The sequence below is a fragment of the Microbacterium laevaniformans genome, assembly GCF_016907555.1.
Taxonomy (GTDB): Bacteria; Actinomycetota; Actinomycetes; order Actinomycetales; family Microbacteriaceae; genus Microbacterium; species Microbacterium laevaniformans.
In genome coordinates this window covers 910,131-932,987 of sequence record NZ_JAFBCE010000001.1, presented here as the reverse complement: position 1 = coordinate 932,987, position 22,857 = coordinate 910,131, and the positions used below count along the sequence as shown (strand labels likewise).

At 69.3% G+C, this 22,857-nt stretch carries 20 protein-coding genes; 5 read left to right on the top strand and 15 right to left on the bottom strand.

Annotation, left to right across the window (positions count from 1 at the left end; all coding sequences use genetic code 11):
- Window positions 1-7: 7 nt before the first annotated feature.
- The 5 genes from JOE53_RS04315 to JOE53_RS04295 all read right to left on the bottom strand — a co-directional run bounded on the left by JOE53_RS04315 (window position 8) and on the right by JOE53_RS04295 (window position 4,505).
- Entirely contained in the window at window positions 8-1,819 is a 1,812-nt protein-coding gene (locus tag JOE53_RS04315; protein ID WP_204946887.1) for a peptidoglycan D,D-transpeptidase FtsI family protein, read from the bottom strand.
- A 4-nt stretch (window positions 1,820-1,823) separates the two neighbouring features.
- Entirely contained in the window at window positions 1,824-2,429 is a 606-nt protein-coding gene (locus JOE53_RS04310; RefSeq protein WP_039416149.1) for a hypothetical protein, read from the bottom strand.
- Window positions 2,426-3,385, bottom strand: a complete 960-nt coding sequence (gene rsmH, locus JOE53_RS04305; RefSeq protein ID WP_204946886.1) for a 16S rRNA (cytosine(1402)-N(4))-methyltransferase RsmH — start codon at window positions 3,383-3,385, stop codon at window positions 2,426-2,428. The genes JOE53_RS04310 and rsmH overlap by 4 nt, the downstream gene beginning before the upstream one ends.
- Before the next feature lie 97 nt (window positions 3,386-3,482).
- Complete coding sequence (gene mraZ / locus JOE53_RS04300) at window positions 3,483-3,914, bottom strand: division/cell wall cluster transcriptional repressor MraZ (protein WP_036316618.1); 432 nt, start codon at window positions 3,912-3,914, stop codon at window positions 3,483-3,485.
- A gap of 213 nt (window positions 3,915-4,127) precedes the next feature.
- Window positions 4,128-4,505 (bottom strand): DUF3040 domain-containing protein, encoded by a 378-nt coding sequence (locus JOE53_RS04295; protein WP_061681715.1) that lies wholly within the window; start codon window positions 4,503-4,505, stop codon window positions 4,128-4,130.
- Between the two features lie 79 nt (window positions 4,506-4,584).
- Here JOE53_RS04295 and JOE53_RS04290 point away from each other — a divergent pair, with 79 nt between their 5' ends.
- Complete coding sequence (locus JOE53_RS04290; protein WP_204946885.1) at window positions 4,585-5,673, top strand: polyprenyl synthetase family protein; 1,089 nt, start codon at window positions 4,585-4,587, stop codon at window positions 5,671-5,673.
- A 12-nt stretch (window positions 5,674-5,685) separates the two neighbouring features.
- Here JOE53_RS04290 and JOE53_RS04285 read toward each other — a convergent pair whose 3' ends face one another.
- Window positions 5,686-6,033, bottom strand: coding sequence for an Rv2175c family DNA-binding protein (locus JOE53_RS04285; protein WP_061681719.1), 348 nt, complete (start codon window positions 6,031-6,033; stop codon window positions 5,686-5,688).
- A gap of 166 nt (window positions 6,034-6,199) precedes the next feature.
- Here JOE53_RS04285 and JOE53_RS04280 point away from each other — a divergent pair, with 166 nt between their 5' ends.
- Window positions 6,200-7,222 carry a LysM peptidoglycan-binding domain-containing protein gene (locus tag JOE53_RS04280; protein WP_204946884.1) on the top strand — a complete coding sequence of 341 codons (1,023 nt, stop codon included), beginning with the start codon at window positions 6,200-6,202 and terminating at the stop codon, window positions 7,220-7,222.
- A 90-nt stretch (window positions 7,223-7,312) separates the two neighbouring features.
- Window positions 7,313-9,238, top strand: a complete 1,926-nt coding sequence (gene pknB / locus JOE53_RS04275) for a Stk1 family PASTA domain-containing Ser/Thr kinase (protein ID WP_204946883.1) — start codon at window positions 7,313-7,315, stop codon at window positions 9,236-9,238.
- 90 nt (window positions 9,239-9,328) lie between these two features.
- Here pknB and JOE53_RS04270 read toward each other — a convergent pair whose 3' ends face one another.
- The 3 genes from JOE53_RS04270 to JOE53_RS04260 form a co-directional block, all read right to left on the bottom strand.
- Window positions 9,329-10,666, bottom strand: a complete 1,338-nt coding sequence (locus JOE53_RS04270; RefSeq protein WP_036286495.1) for a class II 3-deoxy-7-phosphoheptulonate synthase — start codon at window positions 10,664-10,666, stop codon at window positions 9,329-9,331.
- Between the two features lie 51 nt (window positions 10,667-10,717).
- Window positions 10,718-11,401 carry a lysophospholipid acyltransferase family protein gene (locus tag JOE53_RS04265; RefSeq protein ID WP_005049096.1) on the bottom strand — a complete coding sequence of 228 codons (684 nt, stop codon included), beginning with the start codon at window positions 11,399-11,401 and terminating at the stop codon, window positions 10,718-10,720.
- Window positions 11,402-11,467: 66 nt separating this feature from the next.
- Window positions 11,468-12,406 carry an ROK family glucokinase gene (locus tag JOE53_RS04260; RefSeq protein WP_204946882.1) on the bottom strand — a complete coding sequence of 313 codons (939 nt, stop codon included), beginning with the start codon at window positions 12,404-12,406 and terminating at the stop codon, window positions 11,468-11,470.
- 191 nt (window positions 12,407-12,597) lie between these two features.
- On the opposite strand from JOE53_RS04260, the gene JOE53_RS04255 reads away from it, so the two are divergent.
- The gene (locus JOE53_RS04255) at window positions 12,598-14,433 is read left to right on the top strand and encodes an AMP-dependent synthetase/ligase (RefSeq protein ID WP_204946881.1); all 1,836 of its coding nucleotides are present in this window, start codon (window positions 12,598-12,600) and stop codon (window positions 14,431-14,433) included.
- Between the two features lie 61 nt (window positions 14,434-14,494).
- On the opposite strand, the gene JOE53_RS04250 is transcribed toward JOE53_RS04255, so the two are convergent.
- From JOE53_RS04250 to JOE53_RS04240, 3 genes are read right to left on the bottom strand one after another with little or no spacing between them, the layout of a single operon-like run.
- A complete protein-coding gene (locus JOE53_RS04250; RefSeq protein ID WP_204946880.1) occupies window positions 14,495-14,986 on the bottom strand; it encodes a peptide deformylase in 492 nt (163 codons plus the stop codon).
- On the bottom strand, window positions 14,986-16,491 hold the full coding sequence (locus JOE53_RS04245; RefSeq protein ID WP_204946879.1) for a MinD/ParA family ATP-binding protein: 1,506 nt from the start codon (window positions 16,489-16,491) through the stop codon (window positions 14,986-14,988). Before JOE53_RS04245 ends, JOE53_RS04250 begins: the two co-directional genes overlap by 1 nt.
- A 33-nt stretch (window positions 16,492-16,524) precedes the next feature.
- Window positions 16,525-19,932: a pyruvate carboxylase gene (locus JOE53_RS04240; protein ID WP_204946878.1), complete on the bottom strand. Its 3,408-nt coding sequence runs from the start codon at window positions 19,930-19,932 to the stop codon at window positions 16,525-16,527.
- 116 nt (window positions 19,933-20,048) lie between these two features.
- On the opposite strand from JOE53_RS04240, the gene JOE53_RS04235 reads away from it, so the two are divergent.
- Window positions 20,049-20,855, top strand: a complete 807-nt coding sequence (locus tag JOE53_RS04235; protein ID WP_005049082.1) for a ParA family protein — start codon at window positions 20,049-20,051, stop codon at window positions 20,853-20,855.
- 68 nt (window positions 20,856-20,923) lie between these two features.
- Here JOE53_RS04235 and JOE53_RS04230 read toward each other — a convergent pair whose 3' ends face one another.
- The 3 genes from JOE53_RS04230 to JOE53_RS04220 all read right to left on the bottom strand — a co-directional run bounded on the left by JOE53_RS04230 (window position 20,924) and on the right by JOE53_RS04220 (window position 22,747).
- Window positions 20,924-21,469, bottom strand: coding sequence for a MerR family transcriptional regulator (locus tag JOE53_RS04230; RefSeq protein ID WP_036286573.1), 546 nt, complete (start codon window positions 21,467-21,469; stop codon window positions 20,924-20,926).
- Window positions 21,470-21,572: 103 nt separating this feature from the next.
- Window positions 21,573-22,256: a transcriptional regulator FtsR gene (gene ftsR, locus JOE53_RS04225; protein ID WP_204946877.1), complete on the bottom strand. Its 684-nt coding sequence runs from the start codon at window positions 22,254-22,256 to the stop codon at window positions 21,573-21,575.
- Window positions 22,253-22,747, bottom strand: coding sequence for an FHA domain-containing protein (locus JOE53_RS04220; RefSeq protein ID WP_183043632.1), 495 nt, complete (start codon window positions 22,745-22,747; stop codon window positions 22,253-22,255). Before JOE53_RS04220 ends, ftsR begins: the two co-directional genes overlap by 4 nt.
- Between the last annotated feature and the right edge of the window lie 110 nt (window positions 22,748-22,857).

Here is a 22,857-nt window from a genome sequence, read left to right as displayed (position 1 = left end):
GGTGTCGTCATTGTGTCACGGGCAGCAGCGGGGTGTCCGAGCCCGAGGGCATCACCCGGTAGTGCGCCAGCACCTGGGTCATGGCCTTCTTGAAGACCGAGCGGTTGGCCGAAGACATCGTGTTGGTCTTCGGCTCGTTGAAAAGGGTCAACACAACGTACTGCGGATCATCAGCCGGGGCGTAACCGGCCAGCGAGGTCATGAAGAGGTTGTCCTTGTAGCCGCCGTGGCCGTCCGGAATCTGAGCGGTACCCGTCTTGACGGCCAGTCGGTAGCCGGGGATCTTGATGTCATCGGCGAGCGTGCCCTGGGCGTAGACGTTCTCGAGCATCTGGGAGACTTCGGCCGCGGTCTGCGGCTTGATGACCTGGACGGGGGCGGGCAAGGTCGGCGTGACGACGGTGCCGTCGGGCTTCGTGCAGGATTCCACGAGCTGTGCCGGCATCCGCACTCCGCCGTTGGCGATCGTCTGGAACAGGCTCGTCACCTGCGTCGGGGTTACCGTGAAGGCCTGCCCGAAGGTCGTCGTGTAGAAGGTCTGGTTGTCCCAGGTGGAGGCGTCGCGGATTTCTCCGGTGGGCTCGCCCGACCAGTTCAGCGCTGTGCCGTCGCCCACGCCGAAGCGCTTCAGGTAGTCGTAGCGCGTCTCGGCGGGAACCTGCGCGCCGAACTGCGACATGGCGACGTTGGAGGACTCCACGAGCCCGCCGGTGAGCGTCAGGTTCTGCGTGGGGTGACTCTCGGAGTCGTTGATCACCGCACCGTTGGGGAACTGGATGCGGTCTGGCGTCTCGACCGTGGAGGTCGGCGTGAGACCGCCCTGCTCGATGACGGTGGCGGCCGTCACGGGCTTGAACGTCGATCCCGGCTCGTAGGAGACGCGAAGCAGCCGCGAAGCGCGATTGTCGGGGTCGGAGGCGCCGGGATCGTTGGGGTCGACCGTGTTGGTCTCGGCCAGGGCGCGGATCTTGCCGGTTTTCGCCTCCATGACGATGATGCCGCCCCAGTCGGCCTGGTAGCGCGCCGTCTCCTCGGAGATCAGCTGCTGCATGAACCACTGCAGATCGCTGTCGATCGTGAGCTTGAGCGTGCCGCCGTTGACGGCCGGCTTCTCGACCTCGGTGCCGGGGATGATCACGCCGTCGGCACCGCGCTGGTAGGTCAGCGAGCCGTCCGTTGCCTGGAGGCACGAGTTCTGCAGAGACTCCAGTCCCTCCAACGGGTCGCCGTCGGAGCCGACGAAGCCGATGAGGTTGCCGGCGACCGCACCGTCGGGGTAGGCCCGGGCGGGGTGGAGGGGGAAGGTGAGGAACGGGAGCTTCAGCGCCGCGAGCGCGCGATACTCCTCGGTGGAGACGTACCGCTTCACATACGCGAAGCGCGACGCCGAGTTCTCGGCCAGCGCGTCGGACACGATCTTCTCGACGTCGGCGGTCGACTGGCCCGTGATGGCGGCAATCTTGGGGGCCACGTCGGTCCACGGAGTCATGATGTTCTTGCCGTCGGCATCCGTCATCGCGTTGCCGCTGGCATCGGTCTGCACGGCTCCCTGCGCCGCGAGCATGGGGTCGATCTGCACGTCGTAGAGCGTCGTGCTGCTGGCGAGGACGACGCCGTTGTCGTCGACGATCTCGCCGCGCGCGCCGTAGAGCGTGGTCTTGGCCCCGGTCGCGAACTGCTCGGAATCGTCGACGTGCTCGCGCGCGTTGACCACCTGGATGTCCACCAGACGCACGACGAAGGCGGACAGCACCACCAGGACGACGGCGAGGGCGACGACGGTGCGGCGCCGCGGGCTGCGAGTTGCTCGTGTCGTCATGGATTCAGTGTGTGGCGGGGACGGGTAGACCGTCGGCGATGGCGGGGGGTGTCGGCGTATCAGGGATGGCCTTGTCGACCACGGAGCTGCCGCCGGTCGCGCCGAGGCTCGCCGCGGGGTCTCCGACGAGCGGACGCCCGCTGACGAGGGCGTTGCCGACGGCGGCCTTGCTCAGCGCGTTCACCGCGCTCGCACCGGTCAGGCCGGCGGCCGTGCCGATGACGGCGTTGTCGCTGAGCCGCAGATAGGTCGGCGCCTGGCCGGTGACCATGCCCATCGCCTCCGCATTCGCGGCGAGGTACTGCGGCGAGCTCAGGCCGGCGATGCTGTCCTGCAGCATCTGCTTCTGCCAGTCGAGACTGCGCTGCTGATCGCTGAGCGTCGACAGCTCGTAGGAGGACTGCGTCGTCAGGATCGACAGCCCCATCTGCGCGCCGCCGATCAGGAGCGCACCGCTGACCGCGACGATGCCGTAGACGAGCCGAGGACGCCGTCGCGGCGCGGGCTGCTCGACCGCGTGGAGGCGTCGCGCCGGCTCCCCCGGGGTGCGCAACGGAAGGGGAGCCGCCCCCACGAACGGATCGAGGTTGCTCTCTGCCGGCACGCTCATGCCGCCTCCCGGATGCGTTCGGCCGCGCGCAGGCGCACGGGTGCGGCCCGCGGATTGCGTGCCTTCTCTTCTTCGGAGGCCAGCTCGGCGCCCTTGACCATGAGCCGGAATCGCGGAGCGTGCTCGGGAAGCTCGACGGGTAGTCCCACCGGCGCGGTGGATGCCGCGGCATCCGCGAACACGCGCTTGACGAGACGATCCTCGAGCGACTGGTAGCTCATGACGACGATGCGTCCGCCCACGTTCAACAGGTCCATGCTCGGCGGGAGGGCACGCTCCAGCACCGACAGTTCGGCGTTCACCTCGATGCGAAGGGCCTGGAAGACACGCTTGGCGGGGTGGCCGCGTCCCTCGCGCTGCACCGCGACCGGCGTCGCCGCCACGAGGATGTCGACCAGCTGCCCGGAGCGCTCGATCGCAGCGTCGGCGCGCGCGGAGATGATGGCCCGTGCGTAGCGTCCGGCGAGCTTCTCTTCGCCGTAGCGTTCGAAGATGCGGCGCAGATCGCCTTCGCCGTAGGTCGCGACGATCTCCGCTGCCGTCGTGCCGGCTGTCTGGTCCATGCGCATGTCCAACGGCGCATCCTGTGCGTACGCGAACCCGCGATCGGCCTCGTCGAGCTGCAGCGAGGAGACACCGAGGTCGAAGAGGATGCCGTCGACCCGGTCGACGCCGGCGGAGCGCACGGCCGCGGCGATCCCGTCGTAGACGGTGTGCACGAGCGTGACGCGGTCGCCGAAGCGCGCCAGCCGCTCCCCCGCGATCCGCAGGGCGTCGGTGTCGCGATCGAGCCCGATGAGGCGGATGTCGCCGAAGCGCTCCAGCAGGGCCTCGGAGTGCCCGCCCATTCCCTCGGTCGCATCGACCAGAACGGCGCCCGGGTGGGCGAGGGCCGGAGAGAGCAACTCGACGCAGCGCTCGAGGAGGACCGGGGTGTGAATGTCGGAGGTGCTCATGATGAGGGGGGTGTGGGCCGGAGTCGTGATCCCCATCCGCCTGACCTGACACCGGGGAAGTGCGTCAGGGCGTGCGGCTGGGAGTCACGGCCACGGCTCAGAACAGACCCGGGATCACCTCCTGCTCCATGTCCGAGTAGCTGTCTTCGTTGCTGTCTGCGTAGGCGTTCCAGGCCTGCGCATCCCAGATCTCCGCGTGGGCCCCGACGCCCGTGACCACGAGTTCGCGGTCGAGGTTGGCGTAGGCACGCAGGTGCGGCGGGATCGTGATGCGGCTCTGGCTGTCGGGCTTCTCGTCGCTGGCGCCCGAGAGGAACATGCGCTGGAAGTCGCGCGCCTGCTTGTTGGTGAGGGGCGCCTCGCGGATCTTCTCGTAGACCCGCTCGAACTCCTTCGTGCTGAACACGTAGAGGCAGCGCTCCTGGCCTCGCGTCACGACGACCCCGTCACCCAGGTCGGTTCGGAACTTCGCCGGAAGGATGAGGCGGCCCTTGTCGTCGAGCTTGGGGGTGTAGGTGCCCAGCAGCATCGGCCACTCCCCCTTCCTCCGGCCCGATCAAGGTGCGCACCACTTTACTCCACTTTCCTCCACTTGACTATGGTTTCGGGGGCGCAACGCTCCCCTGGGCTCCCCCGCTGCGAATCGACGGGAGCGCCCGGCGCCGCGCAGCGCCGTCGCCGGGCACAAAAAAGAGCACCGACCTCGTGGTCGGTGCTCTTCGCGTCGTGCGCGGCGCTGCGGTCAGGATCCGTCTTGGCGGCGGTCCCAACGGTCGTTCATGCGGTCCATGAAGGACGACGATCCGGCACGGGAGGGCTTGCGCTGCCCCTTGTGCTCCGGCGACGTCTTGAGCGCGGCAAGTCCCTTCGCGGGAGTGGCGGCCAGAACGACGCCACCCACCATCACCAGGAAGGCGATCACGCCGATGGGGATGATGCCGGTGGACACACCCGCGATCAAGCCTCCGAGACCCACGAGCACGAGGATGGTGCCGTAGACGATGTTGCGATAGCTGAGGGTGCGGCCGTCTCGGGACGCGCTCACGACGTCTGCGTCCTTGTTCATGAGATGGCGCTCCATCTCATCGAGCAGACGCTGCTCCTGCTCTGACAGCGGCATGCTGCCCCCTCCTCGCCGTTTCGGACCGGCATCTCGTGCGGTCGATTCTACGCGTGCGGTCGAGAACTAGGCTAGGCCCGTGCACGCTTCCGCCGACCCGATCGAGGCCATTTCCCAGCGACTGGCAAGGTTCGTGACAGCGCAGCGCCTCGCGTGGGCGGATGCCGGCCCCGAAGCGCAGGTCTTCCTGGATGCCGCGACGCGCACCCTGGCCGGGGGAAAGCGTCTACGAGCGCGGTTCTGCGTCACAGGCTGGCGCGCGGTCGCGAACGCCGGCGGGGACGCGAAGGCGATCCCGGACGCCGTGCTCGATGCCGCCGCCGCGCTCGAGGTGTTCCACGCCGCCGCGCTCGTGCACGACGACATCATCGACAACTCGGACACCCGGCGCGGACAACCCGCCGCGCACCGTGCGCTGGAGGCGGCGCACGCGGAGTCCGGTTGGGCGGGCGACGGCTCGGCGTTCGGGCGGTCCGCCGCGATCCTGCTCGGCGACCTCCTCGTCGCCTGGAGCGACGATCTGCTCGAGCAGGGACTCGCGCACGCGTCACACGCGGCATCCGCGCGGGAGGTCTACGCGCTCATGCGCCGTGAGGTCACCATCGGGCAGTTCTTGGACATCGCCGAGGAGGCGGCGTTCACGACGGCTCCCGACGAGGAACATGCCGAGCGCGCCCTCCGCGTCGCCTCGCTGAAGTCCGCGCGTTACAGCATCCAGCATCCCCTCCTCCTGGGCGCGGCGCTCGCCGGCGCCGACGCCGCCCAGTCGGCGGCTCTGGCCGCCTTCGGACACCCGCTGGGACTCGCGTTCCAGCTACGCGACGATGTGCTCGGCGTGTTCGGCGACAGTGCTGTCACCGGGAAGCCGTCGGGTGACGATCTGCGTGAGGGCAAGCGCACGCTCCTCGTCGCCTACACCCGAGAGGGACTGACCGGCGACGCGCGTGCCGCGCTCGACAGACTCATCGGCGATTCCGCACTCACGGCGGAGCAGATCGCGCAGATCCAGGAGACCATCGTCGCCACCGGTGCGCTGCAGCGGGTCGAATCCGCGATCAGCGCTTACGCCGCCGAAGCGCAGCGGGCGCTGCACGATGCCCGACTGTCTCCGTCAGCGGTCGACGAGCTGCGCGAACTCGCGGAGGCATCGATCAGCCGCACGGCGTGAGACGCGTCAGCGTCAAGCGAGCGTCTGCGCGACGCGGCGGACCTCGCTCTTGCGCCCCTGCCGGAGTGCGGAGATCGGTGCCTGGCCGATGGAGTCCTCCTCGCTCAGCAGCCAGTCGATGGCCTCGTCGTCGGTGAACCCGGCATCCTGCAGCACGATGATCGTGCCGCGCAGCGACGAGAGCGGGTGTCCGTCGACGATGAAGATCTCCGGCACCGCGAACGCGCCGCGGCGGCGCGAGCCGATCAGGTGCTTGTCGTCGAGCAGTCGACGCACGCGGCCGAGCGGTTCGTGGAGAACCTCGACCAGGTCGGGGAGAGTGAGCCAGCGGGTGGACGCGGGGACGATGTCGTCGGTCACCCTTCCACTATCGCATCTCGCGAGCGCACCATTGGTGCGATCATCGCCGTCGACACGATTCTCACTTCTGTCACAGCAGTCACTTCTTATAGCACCCGTTGACATGAATTTACTTCCATGACACGGTGGCGACGGTACGAATCGGGTGCGAACAGGGAGAAGACCGTTGTCACGACTCGACCACCGCCCGAGCGCGGCGCGCGCGGCCACCACCGGTGTGATCGGCACGATCGGCACACTGGCGTTGACGCTGAGCGTCTCCCCCGCCTCGGCGGCGACGGCCGATCCGCGTCCGGCAGCCCGCGATCAGACGCGCATCGGCGCGCCGACGCCCCTCACTACCGCCCGGCAGGCGGTCGCACCGGCTACCTACACCGTGGAGAGCGGCGACACGCTGTGGGATATCTCCCGACGGGTCGGAATCGAGCTGTCCGCCCTGCGTGCGGCGAACGGGCTCGAGGCCACCACGGTGATCCATCCCGGGCAAGTGCTCGTTCTTCCCGGCGGGATCGCCCCGGCCGCGGAGTCTTCGGCTCCGGTCGCGAGGGCCGATACGTCGACCGGCGCGACCGCGACCTACGGAGTGAACGCGGGTGACACCCTGTGGGCCATCGCCGACGCGCACGGCGTGAGCCTCGACGCGCTCCTGCAGGCCAACGGGCTGGGACGGGACGCCATCATCTACCCCGGACAGACGCTCACGATCCCCGGCGCGGATACCGTGCTCCGAGCGACCCCCGCCGCGGTCGAGACGCCCGTGCCCACGGCGGCGCCGGCCACCGATCTCGATGCGGAGCAGATCGAGAACGCGCGGACGATCATCCGGGTCGGGCGCGAACTGGGCGTCCCCGATCGCGGCATCGCGATCGCTCTGGCCACGGCGATGGTCGAGTCGTGGATCCGCAATCTGGACTGGGGTGACCGCGACTCGCTCGGGATGTTCCAGCAGCGACCCAGCACCGGATGGGGAAGTCCCGACCAGGTGCGCGACCCCGTGCTCTCGACCACCGCGTTCTTCGAAGGGGTTTCGGGCCCCGACGGTCTCATCACACGCGGACTGCTGGATGTGCCCGGGTGGGAGTCGATGGACTTCGGCGCCGCCGCCCAGGCCGTGCAGGTCTCGGCGTATCCGGAGCGTTACGGGCCGTGGGAGCAGACCGCCTACGCGTGGCTCGCGGCACTCGGCTGAGCGCCCGCGCGCCGCGGCATTGCCTGCGCACATGCCGTGAGGGGTGAGCCGCTCCCGGACCGGAGCGTTCCGGCTCCCTAGAATCACAGGGTGAGCACGAGCCAGCAGACCGACCCGCTGATCGGCCGTCTGGTCGACGGACGGTACCGCGTCCGGGCTCGCATCGCTCGCGGGGGGATGGCGACGGTGTACGTCGCGACCGATCTGCGCCTCGAGCGCCGCGTCGCCCTGAAGGTGATGCACAGCCATCTCTCCGATGACACGGTCTTCCAGAGCCGTTTCATCCAGGAGGCGCGGGCGGCGGCCCGTCTCGCCGATCCCCATGTGGTCAACGTCTTCGACCAGGGCCAGGACGGCGAGATGGCGTACCTGGTGATGGAGTACCTTCCCGGCATCACCATGCGCGAACTGCTGCGTGAGCAGAAGCGTCTCAGCATCCCGCAGACGATCACGATCATGGATGCCGTGCTCTCCGGTCTCGCGGCCGCGCACCGCGCAGGCATCGTCCACCGCGACGTCAAGCCCGAGAACGTACTGCTCGCCGAGGACGGCCGGATCAAGATCGGCGACTTCGGACTCGCGCGCGCGACCAGTGCGAACACGGCGACCGGGCAGATGCTCCTGGGAACGATCGCCTACCTCGCGCCCGAGCTCGTCACCCGCGGAACCGCCGACGCACGCAGCGATATCTACGCCCTCGGCATCATGCTCTACGAGATGCTCGTCGGCGAGCAGCCGTACAAGGGCGAGCAGCCCATGCAGATCGCTTACCAGCACGCGACCGACTCCGTCCCGCGCCCGAGCGCGCGCAATCCCGGCATCCCGGAGCAGTTCGACGAGCTCGTGATGTGGGCGACCGAACGCAACCCCGACGACCGGCCGGTCGATGCGCGCGCGATGCTCGAGCGTCTACGCGAGATCGAGAAGGAACTCGGCGTCTACCCGCATGTCGTCCGAGCGCCGGCCGCCGGCGTGGTCGCGGTCGACGACGGGGCCGACTCGGGTGAGCTCACCAAGGTCATGCCGGGGACCTTCACGGCTCCGACGGTCACCGAGACGGTGGACAACTCCACGCGCCTGCGGCTGCGCAGTCGACGCCGAGCGCGACGGGGCGGATGGCTGGTGGTGCTCGTACTGCTGCTCGCGGCGCTCGCGGGCGGAGCCGGCTGGTGGTTCGGGTCCGGACCGGGTTCGCAGGTCGGCGTTCCGGACGTGGCGGGGCGCACCCTGGACGAGGCGACGACTGCCCTCGCCGCCGAAGGGCTGACCGCGGTGCCCGCCCAGGATCACAGCCGCGACGTGCCCGTCGATCTCGTCATCCGCACCGACCCCGGCGCCGGCGCCCGCGTCGACAAGAACAGCGCCGTGAACGTCATCATCTCGCTGGGCCCGGCATCCCACGACATCCCCGCTCTGGCAGGACAGAGCCTGCAGGCGGCGACCACCTCCCTCGGCACGATCTACATCACTCCCTCGGGCGATCCGACGCAGATCTTCACCGATGCTCCCGCGGGCACCGTGGTGAGCGCGTCGATCACCCCGCCTGGAGGGGGCGCCGCGGTGGACTGCTCGAAGGGCTGCACGGCGCTGGAGGGGTCGACCGTGGCGTTCGAGACCTCCGCGGGGCCCGTCCCGGATGTGGCCGGCAAGACCGTGGATGCCGCGACCGCCGCACTCTCGGCCGTCGACCTGAACGCGACGACGACGCAGGCCTACGACGACGAGGTCGCCGAGGGCCGTGTGATCCGGATAGCGGACAAGGACGGCGGCGCGCCGTTCCGACCGGGCGACACCGTCACCCTCGTCGTCTCGAAGGGGCCGCAGCCGATCGCCGTCCCCGACGTCACCGGCAAGACCGTCGCGCAGGCGATGGACCAGTTGAAGCAGGCGGGCTTCGAACCGGGAACGGCGCTCCCCGAGATCGTCTGGGGCATCTTCACCGTGTCGAGCACGAGCCCTGCCGCCGGCACCATGCAGCTGCCCGGAACCAAGATCACGGTCCGCTCCACCGGCTGAGCTGGAGCGCCCATGGCGCACACACGACCGCACCCGCTGCAGAGGATTCGGCAGCGGGTGCGGTCGTCTGCAGCAGGGCGCTGCCGCGGATCAGCGCTTCTCGAGCTCCTCGGCGACGAGGAACGCGAGCTCGAGGCTCTGCATGTGATTCAGGCGCGGGTCGCACAGGCTCTCGTAGCGCGTCGCGAGAGTGGCCTCGTCGATGTGCTCCGACCCGCCGAGGCACTCGGTGACGTCGTCACCCGTGAGCTCGACGTGGATGCCGCCCGGGAACGTTCCGACCGCACGGTGTGCCTCGAAGAAGCCGCGCACCTCGTCGACGACATCGTCGAAGCGACGCGTCTTGTAGCCGGTCGGGGTCGTGATGCCGTTGCCGTGCATGGGGTCGGTGACCCACAGCGGTGTCGCACCGGAATCGCGGACGGCCTCGAGCAGCGGCGGAAGGGCATCGCGGATCTTGCCGGCACCCATGCGCGTGATGAAGGTCAGCCGGCCCGGCTCGCGCTCGGGATCGAGCTTGTCGATGAGCTCGAGCGCCGTCTGCGGTGACGTCGACGGGCCGAGCTTCACGCCGATGGGGTTGCGGATCTTCGAGAAGTAGTCGACGTGGGCGCCGTCCAGCTCGCGCGTACGCTCACCGATCCACAGGAAGTGCGCCGAGGTGTTGTACGGCGTGCTGGTGCGCGAGTCGATGCGGGTCATGGGGCGCTCGTAGTCCATCAGCAGACCCTCGTGCCCCGTGTAGAACTCGACGCGGCGCAGCTCGTCGAAGTCGGCGCCCGCCGCCTCCATGAACTTGATCGCTCGGTCGATCTCGGTTGCGAGACGCTCGTACTGCTGGTTGGCCGGGTTCTGCGCGAAGCCCTTGTTCCAGCTGTGCACCTCGCGAAGGTCGGCGAATCCGCCCTGCGTGAACGCGCGGATGAGGTTGATGGTCGATGCCGCCGTGTGGTACCCCTTCAGCAGGCGCTGCGGGTCTGCGGTGCGGGAGGCTTCGGTGAAGTCGTAGCCGTTCACGATGTCGCCCCGGTACGCGGGCAGGGTGACGTCGCCACGGGTCTCCGTGTCGCTCGAGCGGGGCTTGGCGAACTGGCCGGCCATCCGCCCCATCTTCACGACGGGCATCGAGGCACCGTAGGTCAGAACGACGGCCATCTGCAGCACCGTCTTGATGCGGTTGCGGATCTGCTCCGCGGTCGCGCCGGCGAAGGTCTCTGCGCAGTCACCGCCCTGCAGAAGGAACGCCTGGCCGGATGCCGCGCGCGCGAGGCGGTCGCGGAGGTTGTCGACCTCGCCGGCGAAGACCAGCGGCGGCAGTGTGGCCAGCTCCGCCGACACCGCGGCGACGGCATCCAGGTCGGTCCAAGAGGGCTGCTGCTTGATGGGGAGCGTGCGCCAGTGATCGAGATCGGCGTGCAGGGTGGGCATCCGCTCAGTCTAGTGGCGCCCCGGACGGCGCGGATGCCGCGTGACGACGGCTCACGCGCGCGCTGCGCGCTCCTTCACCGTGGACGCGTAGACGTCGTCGTACTGCTGCTCCCCCAGCCGCTGCAGCGCCACCATGATCTCGTCGGTGACGGAGCGCAGCACGTAGCGGTCGGATTCCATGCCCTGGAATCGGGAGAAGTCGAGGGGCTCGCCGATCACCATGCCCACTCGACCGACGCGGGGGATCGTACGGCCGATCGGCATGACGGCATCCGTGTCCACCATGACGACGGGGATGACCGGTACGCGCGCCTCCAGCGCCATGCGCGCGAGCCCGGTGCGTCCGCGGTAGAGCTTGCCGTCCGGGCTGCGGGTGCCCTCCGGGTAGATGCCCAGGAGGTCTCCCCGCCCGAGCACCTGCAGTCCGGTGTTCAGCGATGCCTCCGACGCCTTGCCTCCCGTGCGATCGACGGGGATCTGCCCGGTCGCCTTCATGAACATGCGGGTCGCCCAGCCCTTGAGCCCCGTGCCGGTGAAGTAGTCGCTCTTGGCGAGGAAGCTCATCGGCCGGTCGATCATCAGCGGCAGGAAGATCGAATCGCTGACGGAGAGGTGGTTGCTGGCGAGGATGGCCGCCCCCGACGACGGGACATTCGTCCGCCCGACGATCCACGGTCGGAAGATCGCTTTGACGATCGGGCCGATCACGATGTACTTCATGACCCAGTAGAACATCAGCCGGGACTCACCTCTCTGTGACGTCTGTCCGTGTCCACGATGCGACGAGGATATCCCGACGGCTCACTGGCTGCGCAGCCCCGCGAGATCGGCGACGCCCACCATGCCGGCGTCGTTGCCGAGTGTCGCCGTGACGAAGCGCGCGGTCGGTCGATTGCCGAAGCCGGGCAGCGAGGTCTCGTACGCCAGCCGCGTGGGCTCCAGCAGAACCTCGCCGAGGTCGGCGACGCCGCCGCCGATGACGTAGAGGTCGGGGTCGAGAACCGCCTGAAAGGCTCCGCAGGCCTCTCCGAGCGCGGTGGCCACGCGGCGCACGGCCTCGACGGCACCCGGGTCGTCCTCGGCGAGGAGGCGCGCCAGGTCGGGCCCGTGGACGATGCCGTCCGCATCGCGGTGCGCGGCCACCCGCTCGCCGATGCCCCCGGCCTCGGCGATGTCACCCAGCTCGCGCTGCAGGGCGCGCCCCGACGCGTACTGCTCCAGACAGCCGTTCTGTCCGCAGCCGCACGGGCGACCACCGCGGACGAACCGCAGGTGACCGAGCTCCGCCGCGCTGCCGTTGGCACCGATGAGGAGACGTCCGTCATTGATGACGGCGCCGCCCACGCCCGTGCCGAGGGTCACCATCACCATGTCGGTGGATCCCTGACCCGCTCCGAAGCGGTACTCGCCCCACCCGGCGGCGTTGGCGTCGTTCTCCAGCGTGACGGGACGGCCGATGCGTGCTTCGAACTGGGCGCGCAACGGCTCGTCGTGCCAGTCGATGTTGGGCGAGAGCAGCATCACCGATCGGCTGCGGTCGATGTAGCCGGCGGCGGCGACACCGACCGCCGCGACCTCGTGACGCGAGGCCAGCTCGTGCACCATCGCGGCGACGGCGTCGGCGAGCTCGCCGGTGTCCACCGGCGTGGCGACGCGGGAGCGCTCGATGATCGCACCCGTGTCGTCGACGACACCTCCGGCGATCTTCGTCCCCCCGATGTCGATGCCGACGTTGAGCACGGCGCTCCCTTCCGGCCGGCCCGGGCGGCACGGCATCCGAGAGTCTAGTGTGGACAGGACGGACCCACGATCGGGGCAGGCCGTGCTTTTCGGGCGACGCTGTCTTCTGTGGGACTGAGTTCCACCAGGAGTTAGACTCGATTCCAGCCGTCGATCGCCGACGCCACCCGGTACCGAAGGAGTTGCCGCCCATGAGCGCCGTACAGTTCGAAGTCCCCGCCGTCGTTCCCGCCGACCCGCAGGCCAACATCGCCGATCTGCTCGTCGAACGCGTCAAGGCGACACCGTCCCTGGCCCTGTTCGCCGTCCCCGATGGTGACGGCTGGCGAGACATCACCGCCGCCGAGTTCGAACGAGAGGTGATCGCGCTCGCGAAGGGCTTCGCCGCCGCGGGCATCGCCCCGGGCGACAAGGTGGGCTTCATCGCCCGCACCACGTATGAGTGGACGCTCGTGGACTTCGCCCTCTTCTTCGCCGGCGCCGTCATGGTGCCCATCTACGAGACGAGCTCGGCGGCGCAGATCAGCTGGATCCTGTCCGACTCGGGCGCCGTCGCGGTGCTCGGCGAATCGAGCGAGCACGCGGCGCGCATCGCGGAGATCCGCTCAGAGGTGCCGCTCGTCCGCGAGGTCTGGTCGATGGAGGCCGGCGATCTCGACACTCTCCGCGCGGGCGGCAGCGCCATCGAGGATGCCGAGATCGAGCGTCGCCGCCGCATCGCCGTCGGCTCCGACATCGCCACGCTGATCTACACCTCGGGCTCGACGGGGCGACCCAAGGGATGCGTCCTGACCCACAGCAACTTCGTCGAGCTCTCCCGCAACGCCGCCAAGGTCCTCGCCGAAGTGATGAACACGCCCGGCGGCGCATCGACACTGCTGTTCATCACGACCGCGCACGTCTTCGCCCGCTTCATCTCGATCCTCGACGTGCACGCCGGCGTGAAGACCGGGCATCAGCCCGACACCAAGCAGCTGCTGCCGGCCCTCGGCTCCTTCAAGCCCACCTTCCTGCTGGCCGTACCCCGCGTCTTCGAGAAGGTCTACAACTCGGCGGAGCAGAAGGCGGAGGCCGGCGGCAAGGGAAAGATCTTCCGCGCCGCGGCCCACACGGCGATCGAGCACTCTCGACTGCTCCAGGAAGGCAAGAAGATCCCGCTGGGCACGAAGGTGAAGTTCGCCCTGTTCGACAAGCTCGTCTACGGCAAGCTCCGCGAAGCCATGGGTGGACGAGTCACCTATGCCGTCTCGGGGTCCGCTCCCCTGGGCCCCCGTCTCGGCCACTTCTTCCACAGCCTCGGCGTGACCATCCTCGAAGGCTACGGACTCACCGAGACGACGGCGCCGGCCACCGTCAACCTCGCGACGAAGTCCAAGATCGGCACGGTGGGGCCGGTGCTCCCCGGCGTCGGCGTGCGTCTGGCCGACGACGGCGAGGTCGAGGTGCGGGGCGTCAACGTCTTCAAGGAGTACTGGCGCAACCCCGATGCCACGGCCGCCGCGTTCGACGACGGCTGGTTCAAGACCGGTGACATCGGCGCGTTCGACACCGACGGCTTCCTCACGATCACCGGACGCAAGAAGGAGATCATCGTCACCGCCGGCGGCAAGAACGTCGCTCCCGCGGCACTGGAGGACCCGATTCGAGCGAACCCGATCGTCGGTCAGGTGGTCGTCGTGGGCGACCAGAAGCCGTTCATCTCGGCGCTGATCACCCTCGACCCCGAGATGCTCCCGGCCTGGCTCACGAACAACGGCCTCCCGGCGGACATGTCCCTCTCGGATGCCGCGAAGAACCCGCAGGTGCGGGCCGAGGTGCAGCGTGCGGTGGACATCGCGAACAAGAACGTTTCGCGCGCCGAGTCCATCCGCAAGTTCACGATCCTCGACAGCGAATGGACCGAGGCGAGCGGACATCTCACGCCCAAGATGAGCATCAAGCGCAATGTCATCCTGAACGACTTCGCGAACGAGATCGAGGAAATCTACACCGTGCCGGTGACGACGACCAACGTGTCGCTGGGCTGATCGGGCGCAAGCGACGACGGGGCGGGCCGCACGGGCCGCCCCGTCGTCGTTTGTCCAGCGGTCAGAACCAGGAGGACTCGCGGATGCGACGCATCGCGACCTTGCGCTCCTCGGGACTCAGCCGGGAGATGTAGAGCATGCCGTCGAGATGGTCGGTCTCATGTTGCAGCGCCTGCGCCATGAGTCCCTCCCCCTCGAGCACGATTTCGTCGCCGTCGAGATCGATGCCGACCACGCGAGCCCAGGGATAGCGCAGGGTCTCGTGCCAGAGATCGGGCACCGACAGGCATCCCTCACCGACCAGCGCCGGCTCACCCGACACCTCGGTCAGAACCGGGTTCAACACGTACCCGATGTCTCCGTCGATGTTGTAGCTGAAGGCGCGCAAACCGACGCCGATCTGCGGCGCCGCCACTCCCGCACGGCCGGGCAATTCGACCGTGTCGAGCAGGTCCTGCACGAGCGACCGGATGCCGTCGTCGATCACGTCGATGGACGCGCTGGGAGCGCGCAGGACGGGGTCTCCGAACAGTCGGATCGGGCGGACGGCCATCAGGCGGCGACCCGCTGACGCAGGCTTTCGACGACGATGGCGGCCAGCTCGCGCGCAGCCTCACGCGTCTCGGGCTGCAAGTCACGGAAGACGATCGCGCTGCCCGATGCGATGTGCGCGTCGTAGGGCACGCGGACCACGTGCCCGACCCGTGTCTGGAAGTGGGACTGGAGCTCACCCGCCCGCACGAGGGCAGCGCCTGGACGTGCCGTGTTCAGCACGACCACGGCGGAGCGCACGAGATCGGCGTAGCCGTTGCTCTCCAGCCAGGTCAGCGTCTCCGAGGCCAGGCGCGCCTCGTCCACGCTCAGCCCTGCGACGACGATGAGCTGATCGGCGCGCGCGAGGGTCGCCCCCATGACGGAATGGACGATGCCGGTGCCGGTGTCGGTGAGCACGAGCGAGTAGAAGTGCGCGGCGACGTCGGCCACCGCGTCGTAGTCGCTGTCGTTGAAGGCCTCGGACACATGCGGGTCGGTGTCGGAGGCGATGATGTCGAGGCGGGTGTGATCGCGCGCGACGATCTCGGAGATGTCGTTGAACCCGCGGACGTCTGCGTGGGCTCGCACCAGATCGCGGACGGTCTTGCCGCTCGAGCGGCCGATGCGCTCGGCGAGCGTGCCGCGGTCCGGGTTCGCGTCGACGGCGATCACCCGGTCCTCACGGGCGTCCGCGAGCGCCATGCCCAGCAGGGTCGTGATCGTGGTCTTTCCGACGCCGCCCTTTCGTGAGAGCACGGGGACGAACTTCGCGCCGCCGTGCAGCGGGGCCGCAATGCGCCGGTCGAGAGCCTTGCGCGCACGCGCGCGCTTGCTGTCGCCGAGGTTGATCCGACGTCCCGACAGCGTGTAGACGAGGTGCTGCCACGCACCGTCGGGCTCCGGGCGCACTGCGTGGGCGGGATCGAGCAGCCGGTCGGGGGTGAGCAGGTCGGAGCTCTCCCGCCCCGCCTCGAAGTCGCCGAGACGGCGCGACTGCAGGGTGATCTCGGACGTGCGAGGACGCAGGCGCTCGTGCTGCGCGGCGTCTGCGGTCGCGACGGAGACCGAGGTCAGCGCGACCGCTGCAGCATCGGCCATCTCCACCTCGTCCGTCTCATCGACGTCCTCGACGTGCTCGACGACATCCACCTCCTCGACGTCCTCGACGACGAGAGAGGATGCCGCGGCGGCATCCGGCCGTTCGACGAGACTCCCGTGGATCTCGACCTCGTCATCGAGCACGACATCGTCGTCGAAGTCGTCGTCGTCGACCGCGACGGGCAAGGCGACGTCGATCTGCGCGGTGGCTCCCTCGACGATGCCGATCCCGGTCGTCTCGGCGCCGGTCACGCTCTCCAGCACGCCGTTGTCGGCGTCCTCGCTCGCATTCTCGTTGCGGTCAGGCACGGCTACACACTCCAGTTCCGGGCCGGCGCCGTCGGGCTCCGGCCGATTCGGGTCGTCCTCGGGACGGCGCAGCCGCGGCGTCACCGCCGGGCCGCGGGGCGGGGTCCCGACCCCCATGGCTCGCGGGACGACTCACGCCCCCGCTCCAGGCTACTCGGAGGGTCGGACCACCAGCAAAAGATCGCCGGCCTCCACCGCGGTCGCCGCGCCGATGACGAGACGATCGACGATGCCGTCCATCGGCGCTGTGATGGCTGCCTCCATCTTCATCGCCTCGATGGATGCCACCGGCTGACCCGCCGAGACGCGATCGCCCACCGCGGCCTTCGGGGTGACGACACCCGAGAACGGGGCGGCCACGTGGCCCGGTACGGTCGCATCGGCCTTCTCCGACTGACGCACCTCGACCGCGACGGCGTGGTCGCGCACGAAGACGGGACGCAGCTGCCCGTTCAACGTCGTCATCACGGTGCGCATGCCGCGCTCGTCGGCGTCGCCGATCGCTTCCAACCCCACGTACAGCTGGACGCCGCGCTCGATCTCGACGACGTGCTCGGTTCCGGGCGCGAGCCCGTACAGATAGTCCGCCGTGTCGAGGACGCTGAGATCGCCGTAGGTGTCGCGGGTCTCCCGGAAGGCCGCCGTGGGGGCGGGAAACAGCAGGGAGTTCAGTGTGGCGCGCCGGGTCGCACTGTCGGCTTCGAGGTTCGCGGCATCGGCGTCGGAGATCTCGGTGATCCCGCCGCGGATCTCGCGACCACGCAGCACCTTGGTGCGAAACGGCTCCGGCCAGCCGCCCGGAAGCTCACCCAGCTCCCCCGCCATGAAGGCGACGACGGAGTCGGGGATGTCATAGGTATCGGGGTTCTCGGCGAAGTCGGCGGGGTCTGCGCGCACCGCGGCGAGGTGCAGGGCAAGATCGCCGACGACCTTCGAGGAGGGCGTCACCTTCGGGACGCGCCCGAGGATCGCGTCCGCGGCGGCGTACATGTCCTCGATCAGCTCGAAGTCCTCCGACAGGCCGAGAGCGATCGCCTGCTGGCGGAGGTTCGAGAGCTGACCGCCGGGGATCTCATGCCGATACACGCGTCCCGTCGGCCCGGGAAGACCCGACTCGAACGGGCGGTAGAGGCGGCGCATCGCCTCCCAGTACGGTTCGAGTTCCGAGACGGCACCCAGGTCGAGTCCGGTGTCGCGCTCGGTGTGCGCGAGGGCGGCGACGAGCGCGGACAGCGAGGGCTGGCTGGTCGTTCCCGCCATCGGCGCCGCAGCGGCATCCACGGCGTCGGCGCCCGCGGCGGCCGCGGCCAGCAGGGTCGCGAGCTGTCCGCCGGCGGTGTCGTGCGTGTGCACATGCACCGGGAGGTCGAAGCGGTCGCGCAGTGCCCGCACGAGGCGGGCGGCGGCGCCCGGGCGGAGCAGCCCTGCCATGTCCTTGACGGCGAGCACGTGCGCCCCGGCATCCACGATCTGCTCCGCCACGCGCAGGTAGTAGTCGAGGGTGTAGAGGTCCTCGGTCGGTGACAGGAGGTCGCCGGTGTAGCAGAGGGCGACCTCGGCGAGTGCGGTGCCGGTGTGCAGCACGGCGTCGATCGCGGGGCGCATCTGGGAGACGTCGTTGAGGGCATCGAAGATGCGGAAGATGTCCACTCCGGATGCCGCGGCCTCCGAGACGAAGGCATCGGTCACGCGCGTCGGGTAGGGCGTGTACCCCACCGTGTTGCGGCCTCGCAGGAGCATCTGGATCGCCACGTTCGGCAGAGCGGCGCGCAGAGCGTCCAACCGCTCCCAGGGGTCTTCGCCGAGGAAGCGCAGCGCGACGTCGTACGTGGCGCCGCCCCAGGCCTCCACCGAGAGCAGCTGAGGGGTGAACCGGGCGACGTAGGGCGCGACCGTCACCAGGTCCCGTGTGCGCACGCGCGTGGCCAGCAGCGACTGATGTGCGTCTCGGAACGTCGTCTCGGTGACGGCGAGCGGCGTCTGAGCGCGCAGCTGCGCCGCGAACCCGGCCGGGCCCTGGCTGAGAAGGCGCTGTCGCGAACCGGCAGGAGGAGGCGTGGACAGATCGACGGACGGGAGCTTCGCGCGCGGGTCGGTGACGGCGGGGATCTCTCCGTGCGGACGGTTGACGGTGGTCTCGGCCAGCCACGCCACGATCTTCGATCCGCGGTCCTTCGACCCGCGACCACGCAACAGCTCGGGGCGCTCATCGATGAACGACGTGCTGACGTCACCGGCCACGAAGGCGGGATCGTCCAGCACCGCCTGCAGGAAGGGGATGTTGGTCGAGACCCCGCGGATGCGGAACTCGGCGAGGGCTCGACGCGATCGCACGACCGCGGCGCCGAAGTCCCGTCCGCGGCACGTGAGCTTGGCCAGCAGCGAGTCGAAGTGCGCACTGACCTGGGAACCCGCGGCCGTCGTCCCCCCGTCGAGGCGGATGCCGGCGCCGCCCGGCGAACGGTAGGTGGTGATCTTCCCCGTGTCCGGACGGAAGCCCTGCGTCGGGTCCTCGGTCGTGATGCGACACTGCAGCGCCGCCCCGCGCAGGCGGATCTGATCCTGACGCAGTCCGAGGTCGGCGAGCGTCGCGCCCGCGGCGATCCGCATCTGCGACTGCACGAGGTCGACGTCGGTGACCTCTTCGGTCACCGTGTGCTCGACCTGGATGCGCGGGTTCATCTCGATGAAGACGACCTCGCCGGCGCGAGGGCCTGCCGTTTCGAGCAGAAACTCCACCGTTCCCGCATTCTCGTAGGCGATCGACCGGGCAAACGCGATCGCGTGCGCGTGCAGCGCCGCGGCGATCTCGGGGGCGAGGTTGGGGGCCGGCGCGATCTCGACGACTTTCTGATGGCGCCGCTGCACCGAGCAGTCCCGCTCATACAGGTGCACCGTCTCGCCCGTCTTGTCGGCGAGGATCTGCACCTCGATATGGCGCGGCCGCTGCACGGCCTGCTCGAGGAAGACGCGGGCGTCACCGAACGCGGCGTCGGCCTCGCGCATCGCCTCCGCGATCGCCGGGGCCAGTTGCGCCGCGCTCTCGACGCGGCGCATGCCCCGTCCGCCGCCGCCGGCGACGGCTTTCACGAAGATGGGAAAGCCGATCTCGTCCGCGTGCGCGACGAGATCGTCGACGTCATCGGACGCGGGCGTCGAGCGCAGCGCCGGCACGCCGGCGGCGATCGCGTGCTCCTTGGCGGTCACCTTGTTGCCTGCCATCTCGAGCGCGCGGGACGGCGGACCGATGAAGACGATGCCGCTGCGCGCGGCTGCCGCGGCGAGCTCGGGGTTCTCCGAGAGGAAGCCGTAGCCGGGGTAGATGGCGTCGGCGCCCGCCTGCTCGGCCACGCGGATGATCTCATCGACGTCGAGGTACGCGCGCACGGGCTGGCCGACGGTGCCGATCTGGTACGCCTCGTCGGCCTTGAGCCGGTGCAGCGAGTACCGGTCCTCGTAGGGGTAGACCGCCACCGTCCGCGCACCCAGTTCGAAGGCGGCACGAAAAGCACGGATCGCGATCTCTCCGCGGTTGGCCACCAGGATCTTGCGGAACATGCGGACCTCTTCTCCGAGCGGCTCCCGAGTGCCGAGAGACCAGATTCCCCGACGAGCCCCCTTTTCACGAGGGCCTGAGTGTCCTCACAGCCTAGAGGACGGTAACGTAGAGCCTCGTGCACGTACTCTCCGTCTCCTCACTCAAGGGGGGTGTCGGCAAGACCACCGTGACTCTCGGCCTCGCCTCCGCGGCGTTCGCCCGAGGGGTGCGGACTCTCGTCGTCGACCTCGACCCGCAATCTGACGTATCGACGGGCATGGACATCCAGGTGGCCGGCCGGCTGAACGTGGCCGACGTGCTCGCCAACCCCAAAGAGAAGGTGGTCCGCCAGGCCATCACCTCAAGCGGCTGGGCCAAGGTGCACCCGGGCACGATCGACGTCATGATCGGCAGCCCGTCGGCGATCAACTTCGACGGCCCGCACCCGAGCGTGCGCGACGTCTGGAAGCTGGAAGAGGCTCTGGCCACCATCGAGGCCGACTACGACCTCGTGCTCATCGACTGCGCGCCCTCGCTCAACGCGCTGACGCGCACCGCCTGGGCGGCTTCTGACCGGGTCATCGTGGTGACCGAACCGGGCTTGTTCTCGGTCGCCGCCGCCGACCGCGCGCTGCGCGCGATCGAGGAGATCCGTCGTGGTCTGTCTCCGCGCCTGCAGCCGCTCGGAATCGTCGTGAACCGCGTGCGGCCGCAGTCGATCGAGCACCAGTTCCGCATCAAGGAGCTGCGCGACATGTTCGGTCCGCTCGTCCTGTCGCCACAGCTGCCCGAGCGCACGTCGCTGCAGCAGGCGCAGGGCGCCGCGAAGCCCCTGCATATCTGGCCGGGCGACTCGGCTCAGGAGCTCGCCGGAGACTTCGACGCACTGCTGGACCGTGTCATGCGCACGGGCCGGATCACCGCGGGCGAGCAGCGCGCCTGAGCCTCACGACCGGTCGTTGAGCGAGCGCCGCCGCAGACGGGAGTGGAAACGCAGCGCGTCGACGCGTCTCAGGCGGACTTGACGGCGCGACGAGCGGCGAGTTCGTCGACGGGGTCCGGAGCCTGCGGATCGAAGTCGAGCAAGGTCGATTCGACCTCGTGCAGCACTTTGCCGACGGCGATGCCGAACACGCCCTGCCCTCGACTGACGAGGTCGATGACTTCGTCGTTCGAGGTGCAGAGATAGACGGACGCGCCGTCGCTCATCAGCGTGGTGCCGGCGAGATCGCGGATGCCGGCGGCACGAAGCTGCTCGACCGCCGTGCGGATCTGCTGCAGGGAGATGCCGGTATCGAGAAGCCGCTTCACCAGTTTGAGCACGAGGATGTCGCGGAAGCCGTAGAGACGCTGCGATCCCGAACCGCTGGCGCCGCGGACGGTGGGCTGGACGAGTTCGGTGCGCGCCCAGTAGTCGAGCTGACGGTAGGTGATGCCGGCTGCGCGTGCGGCGACCGCACCGCGGTAGCCGACCTCGTCATCCATCTGCGGCAGACCGTCGGTGAACAGCAGCTCGGTGGCGAAGCGGACCTCATCAGGCGCATCGTGCGCGGTCATGCTCGCCTCCATGTGGACAGTGCGTCGTTTCCTCCACGGTAGATCAGCAGAGTGCCTGCGGCAACGACATCCGCATCCCGACGCTCGGCGTGTCGCGTCGCCGTCACGGCGCGATGCGGTCGAGCGCCGCGTGCGCGAACGCCGCGCGCACTTCGTCCAGGCGACGAAGCAGCTCGGGCGCGAGCTCGCTCGCGCGTGCGCGCGACACCGCATCCGAGCGCCGCAGCAGAGGTGTCAGAGCGCTCTCCACGAGCGCGACCTCGCGCTCCGCGGCCTGCCGGATGCCCCGCACGTGCCGGGGTTGAATGCCGTGCCCGTCGAGCGCCACGAGCGCCCGCAGCACGCCGAGTGTCTTCTCGTCGTAGCTGTCGGCTGCCGCGATGAGCCCGGCGCGCACGGCATCGTTCAGCAGCGCCGCCGACGCGCCTGCCGTCTGCAACAGTTCCTCGCGGCGGTAGCGGCGCGGGGCGGTGACGATGGACGCCGTCGCCGGCGGCGCGACGGTGCCGCCGTGCTGTTCGTCGAGATACTCGCGAATTCGCGCAAGGGGCATGTAGTGGTCGCGCTGAAGCGTGAGCGCCGTGCGCAGTCGCTCGACGTCGAGAGGCGAGAACTTGCGGTACCCCGATTCGGTGCGAAGCGGCGTGACGATGCCCTGCACCTCGAGGTAGCGCAGCTTGCTCGCGCTGAGATCGGAAAACTCCGGCGTCAGGCGTGCGAGCACCTGACCAATGCTGAGATAACCCGAGGACGACGCACGTCCACGGGGCGAGGCAGCCGGGCTCACCCGCTCGTCACCTGACCGCGGTCGGCCGGCGACGCGAAGAAGTTGAGACGGAACTTGCCGATGCGCACCTCGGAGCCGTCGACGAGCACGGCGCGGTCCACGCGCTCGCCGTTGACGTAGCTGCCGTTCAGAGAGCGCTGATCGACGAGCTCGAAGACGGCGCCGGTGCGGGTGATCTCCGCGTGACGACGAGAGACGGTCACGTCATCGAAGAAGATGTCGGCCTCGGGGTGGCGCCCGACGGTGGTGACGTCGGTGTCGAGCAGATAGCGCGCGCCCGCCGTGGGGCCAGAGCGGACGAGCAGCAGCGCGGCGCGCGACGGAAGCGCATCGATCGCCTCACGCTCCACGTCCGTCAGATCTGTGCCGAACGGCACGAAGGACAGGTCGGAGTCGTGACCGAACGTCTGGGTGGTGTCGGCGGAGCCGCCACTCCCGGCGTCACGTCGGATACCGCTGACACCAGCGTCTCGAGCGTTCTCTTCCACCATGGCCTCCTTCCCCTTCACCCTAACGGATCGGCCCGGGCTGCGAACCCCCGCGCACGACGCGGTTTCGCGTAGCGTGCTCCCCGATGTCGCCGAGCGGTGAACACGGCGGC

Bases quoted from the DNA above. Each gene is read 5' to 3' on its own strand.
- JOE53_RS04315 (WP_204946887.1), bottom strand. From the start codon at position 1,819: ATGACGACACGAGCAACTCGCAGCCCGCGGCGCCGCACCGTCGTCGCC.
- JOE53_RS04310 (WP_039416149.1), bottom strand. From the start codon at position 2,429: ATGAGCGTGCCGGCAGAGAGCAACCTCGATCCGTTCGTGGGGGCGGCT.
- rsmH (WP_204946886.1), bottom strand. From the start codon at position 3,385: ATGAGCACCTCCGACATTCACACCCCGGTCCTCCTCGAGCGCTGCGTC.
- mraZ (WP_036316618.1), bottom strand. From the start codon at position 3,914: ATGCTGCTGGGCACCTACACCCCCAAGCTCGACGACAAGGGCCGCCTC.
- JOE53_RS04295 (WP_061681715.1), bottom strand. From the start codon at position 4,505: ATGCCGCTGTCAGAGCAGGAGCAGCGTCTGCTCGATGAGATGGAGCGC.
- JOE53_RS04270 (WP_036286495.1), bottom strand. From the start codon at position 10,666: ATGCCCACCCTGCACGCCGATCTCGATCACTGGCGCACGCTCCCCATC.
- JOE53_RS04265 (WP_005049096.1), bottom strand. From the start codon at position 11,401: ATGTTCTACTGGGTCATGAAGTACATCGTGATCGGCCCGATCGTCAAA.
- JOE53_RS04255 (WP_204946881.1), top strand. From the start codon at position 12,598: ATGAGCGCCGTACAGTTCGAAGTCCCCGCCGTCGTTCCCGCCGACCCG.
- JOE53_RS04250 (WP_204946880.1), bottom strand. From the start codon at position 14,986: ATGGCCGTCCGCCCGATCCGACTGTTCGGAGACCCCGTCCTGCGCGCT.
- JOE53_RS04245 (WP_204946879.1), bottom strand. From the start codon at position 16,491: ATGGGGGTCGGGACCCCGCCCCGCGGCCCGGCGGTGACGCCGCGGCTG.
- JOE53_RS04240 (WP_204946878.1), bottom strand. From the start codon at position 19,932: ATGTTCCGCAAGATCCTGGTGGCCAACCGCGGAGAGATCGCGATCCGT.
- JOE53_RS04230 (WP_036286573.1), bottom strand. From the start codon at position 21,469: ATGACCGCGCACGATGCGCCTGATGAGGTCCGCTTCGCCACCGAGCTG.
- JOE53_RS04220 (WP_183043632.1), bottom strand. From the start codon at position 22,747: ATGGTGGAAGAGAACGCTCGAGACGCTGGTGTCAGCGGTATCCGACGT.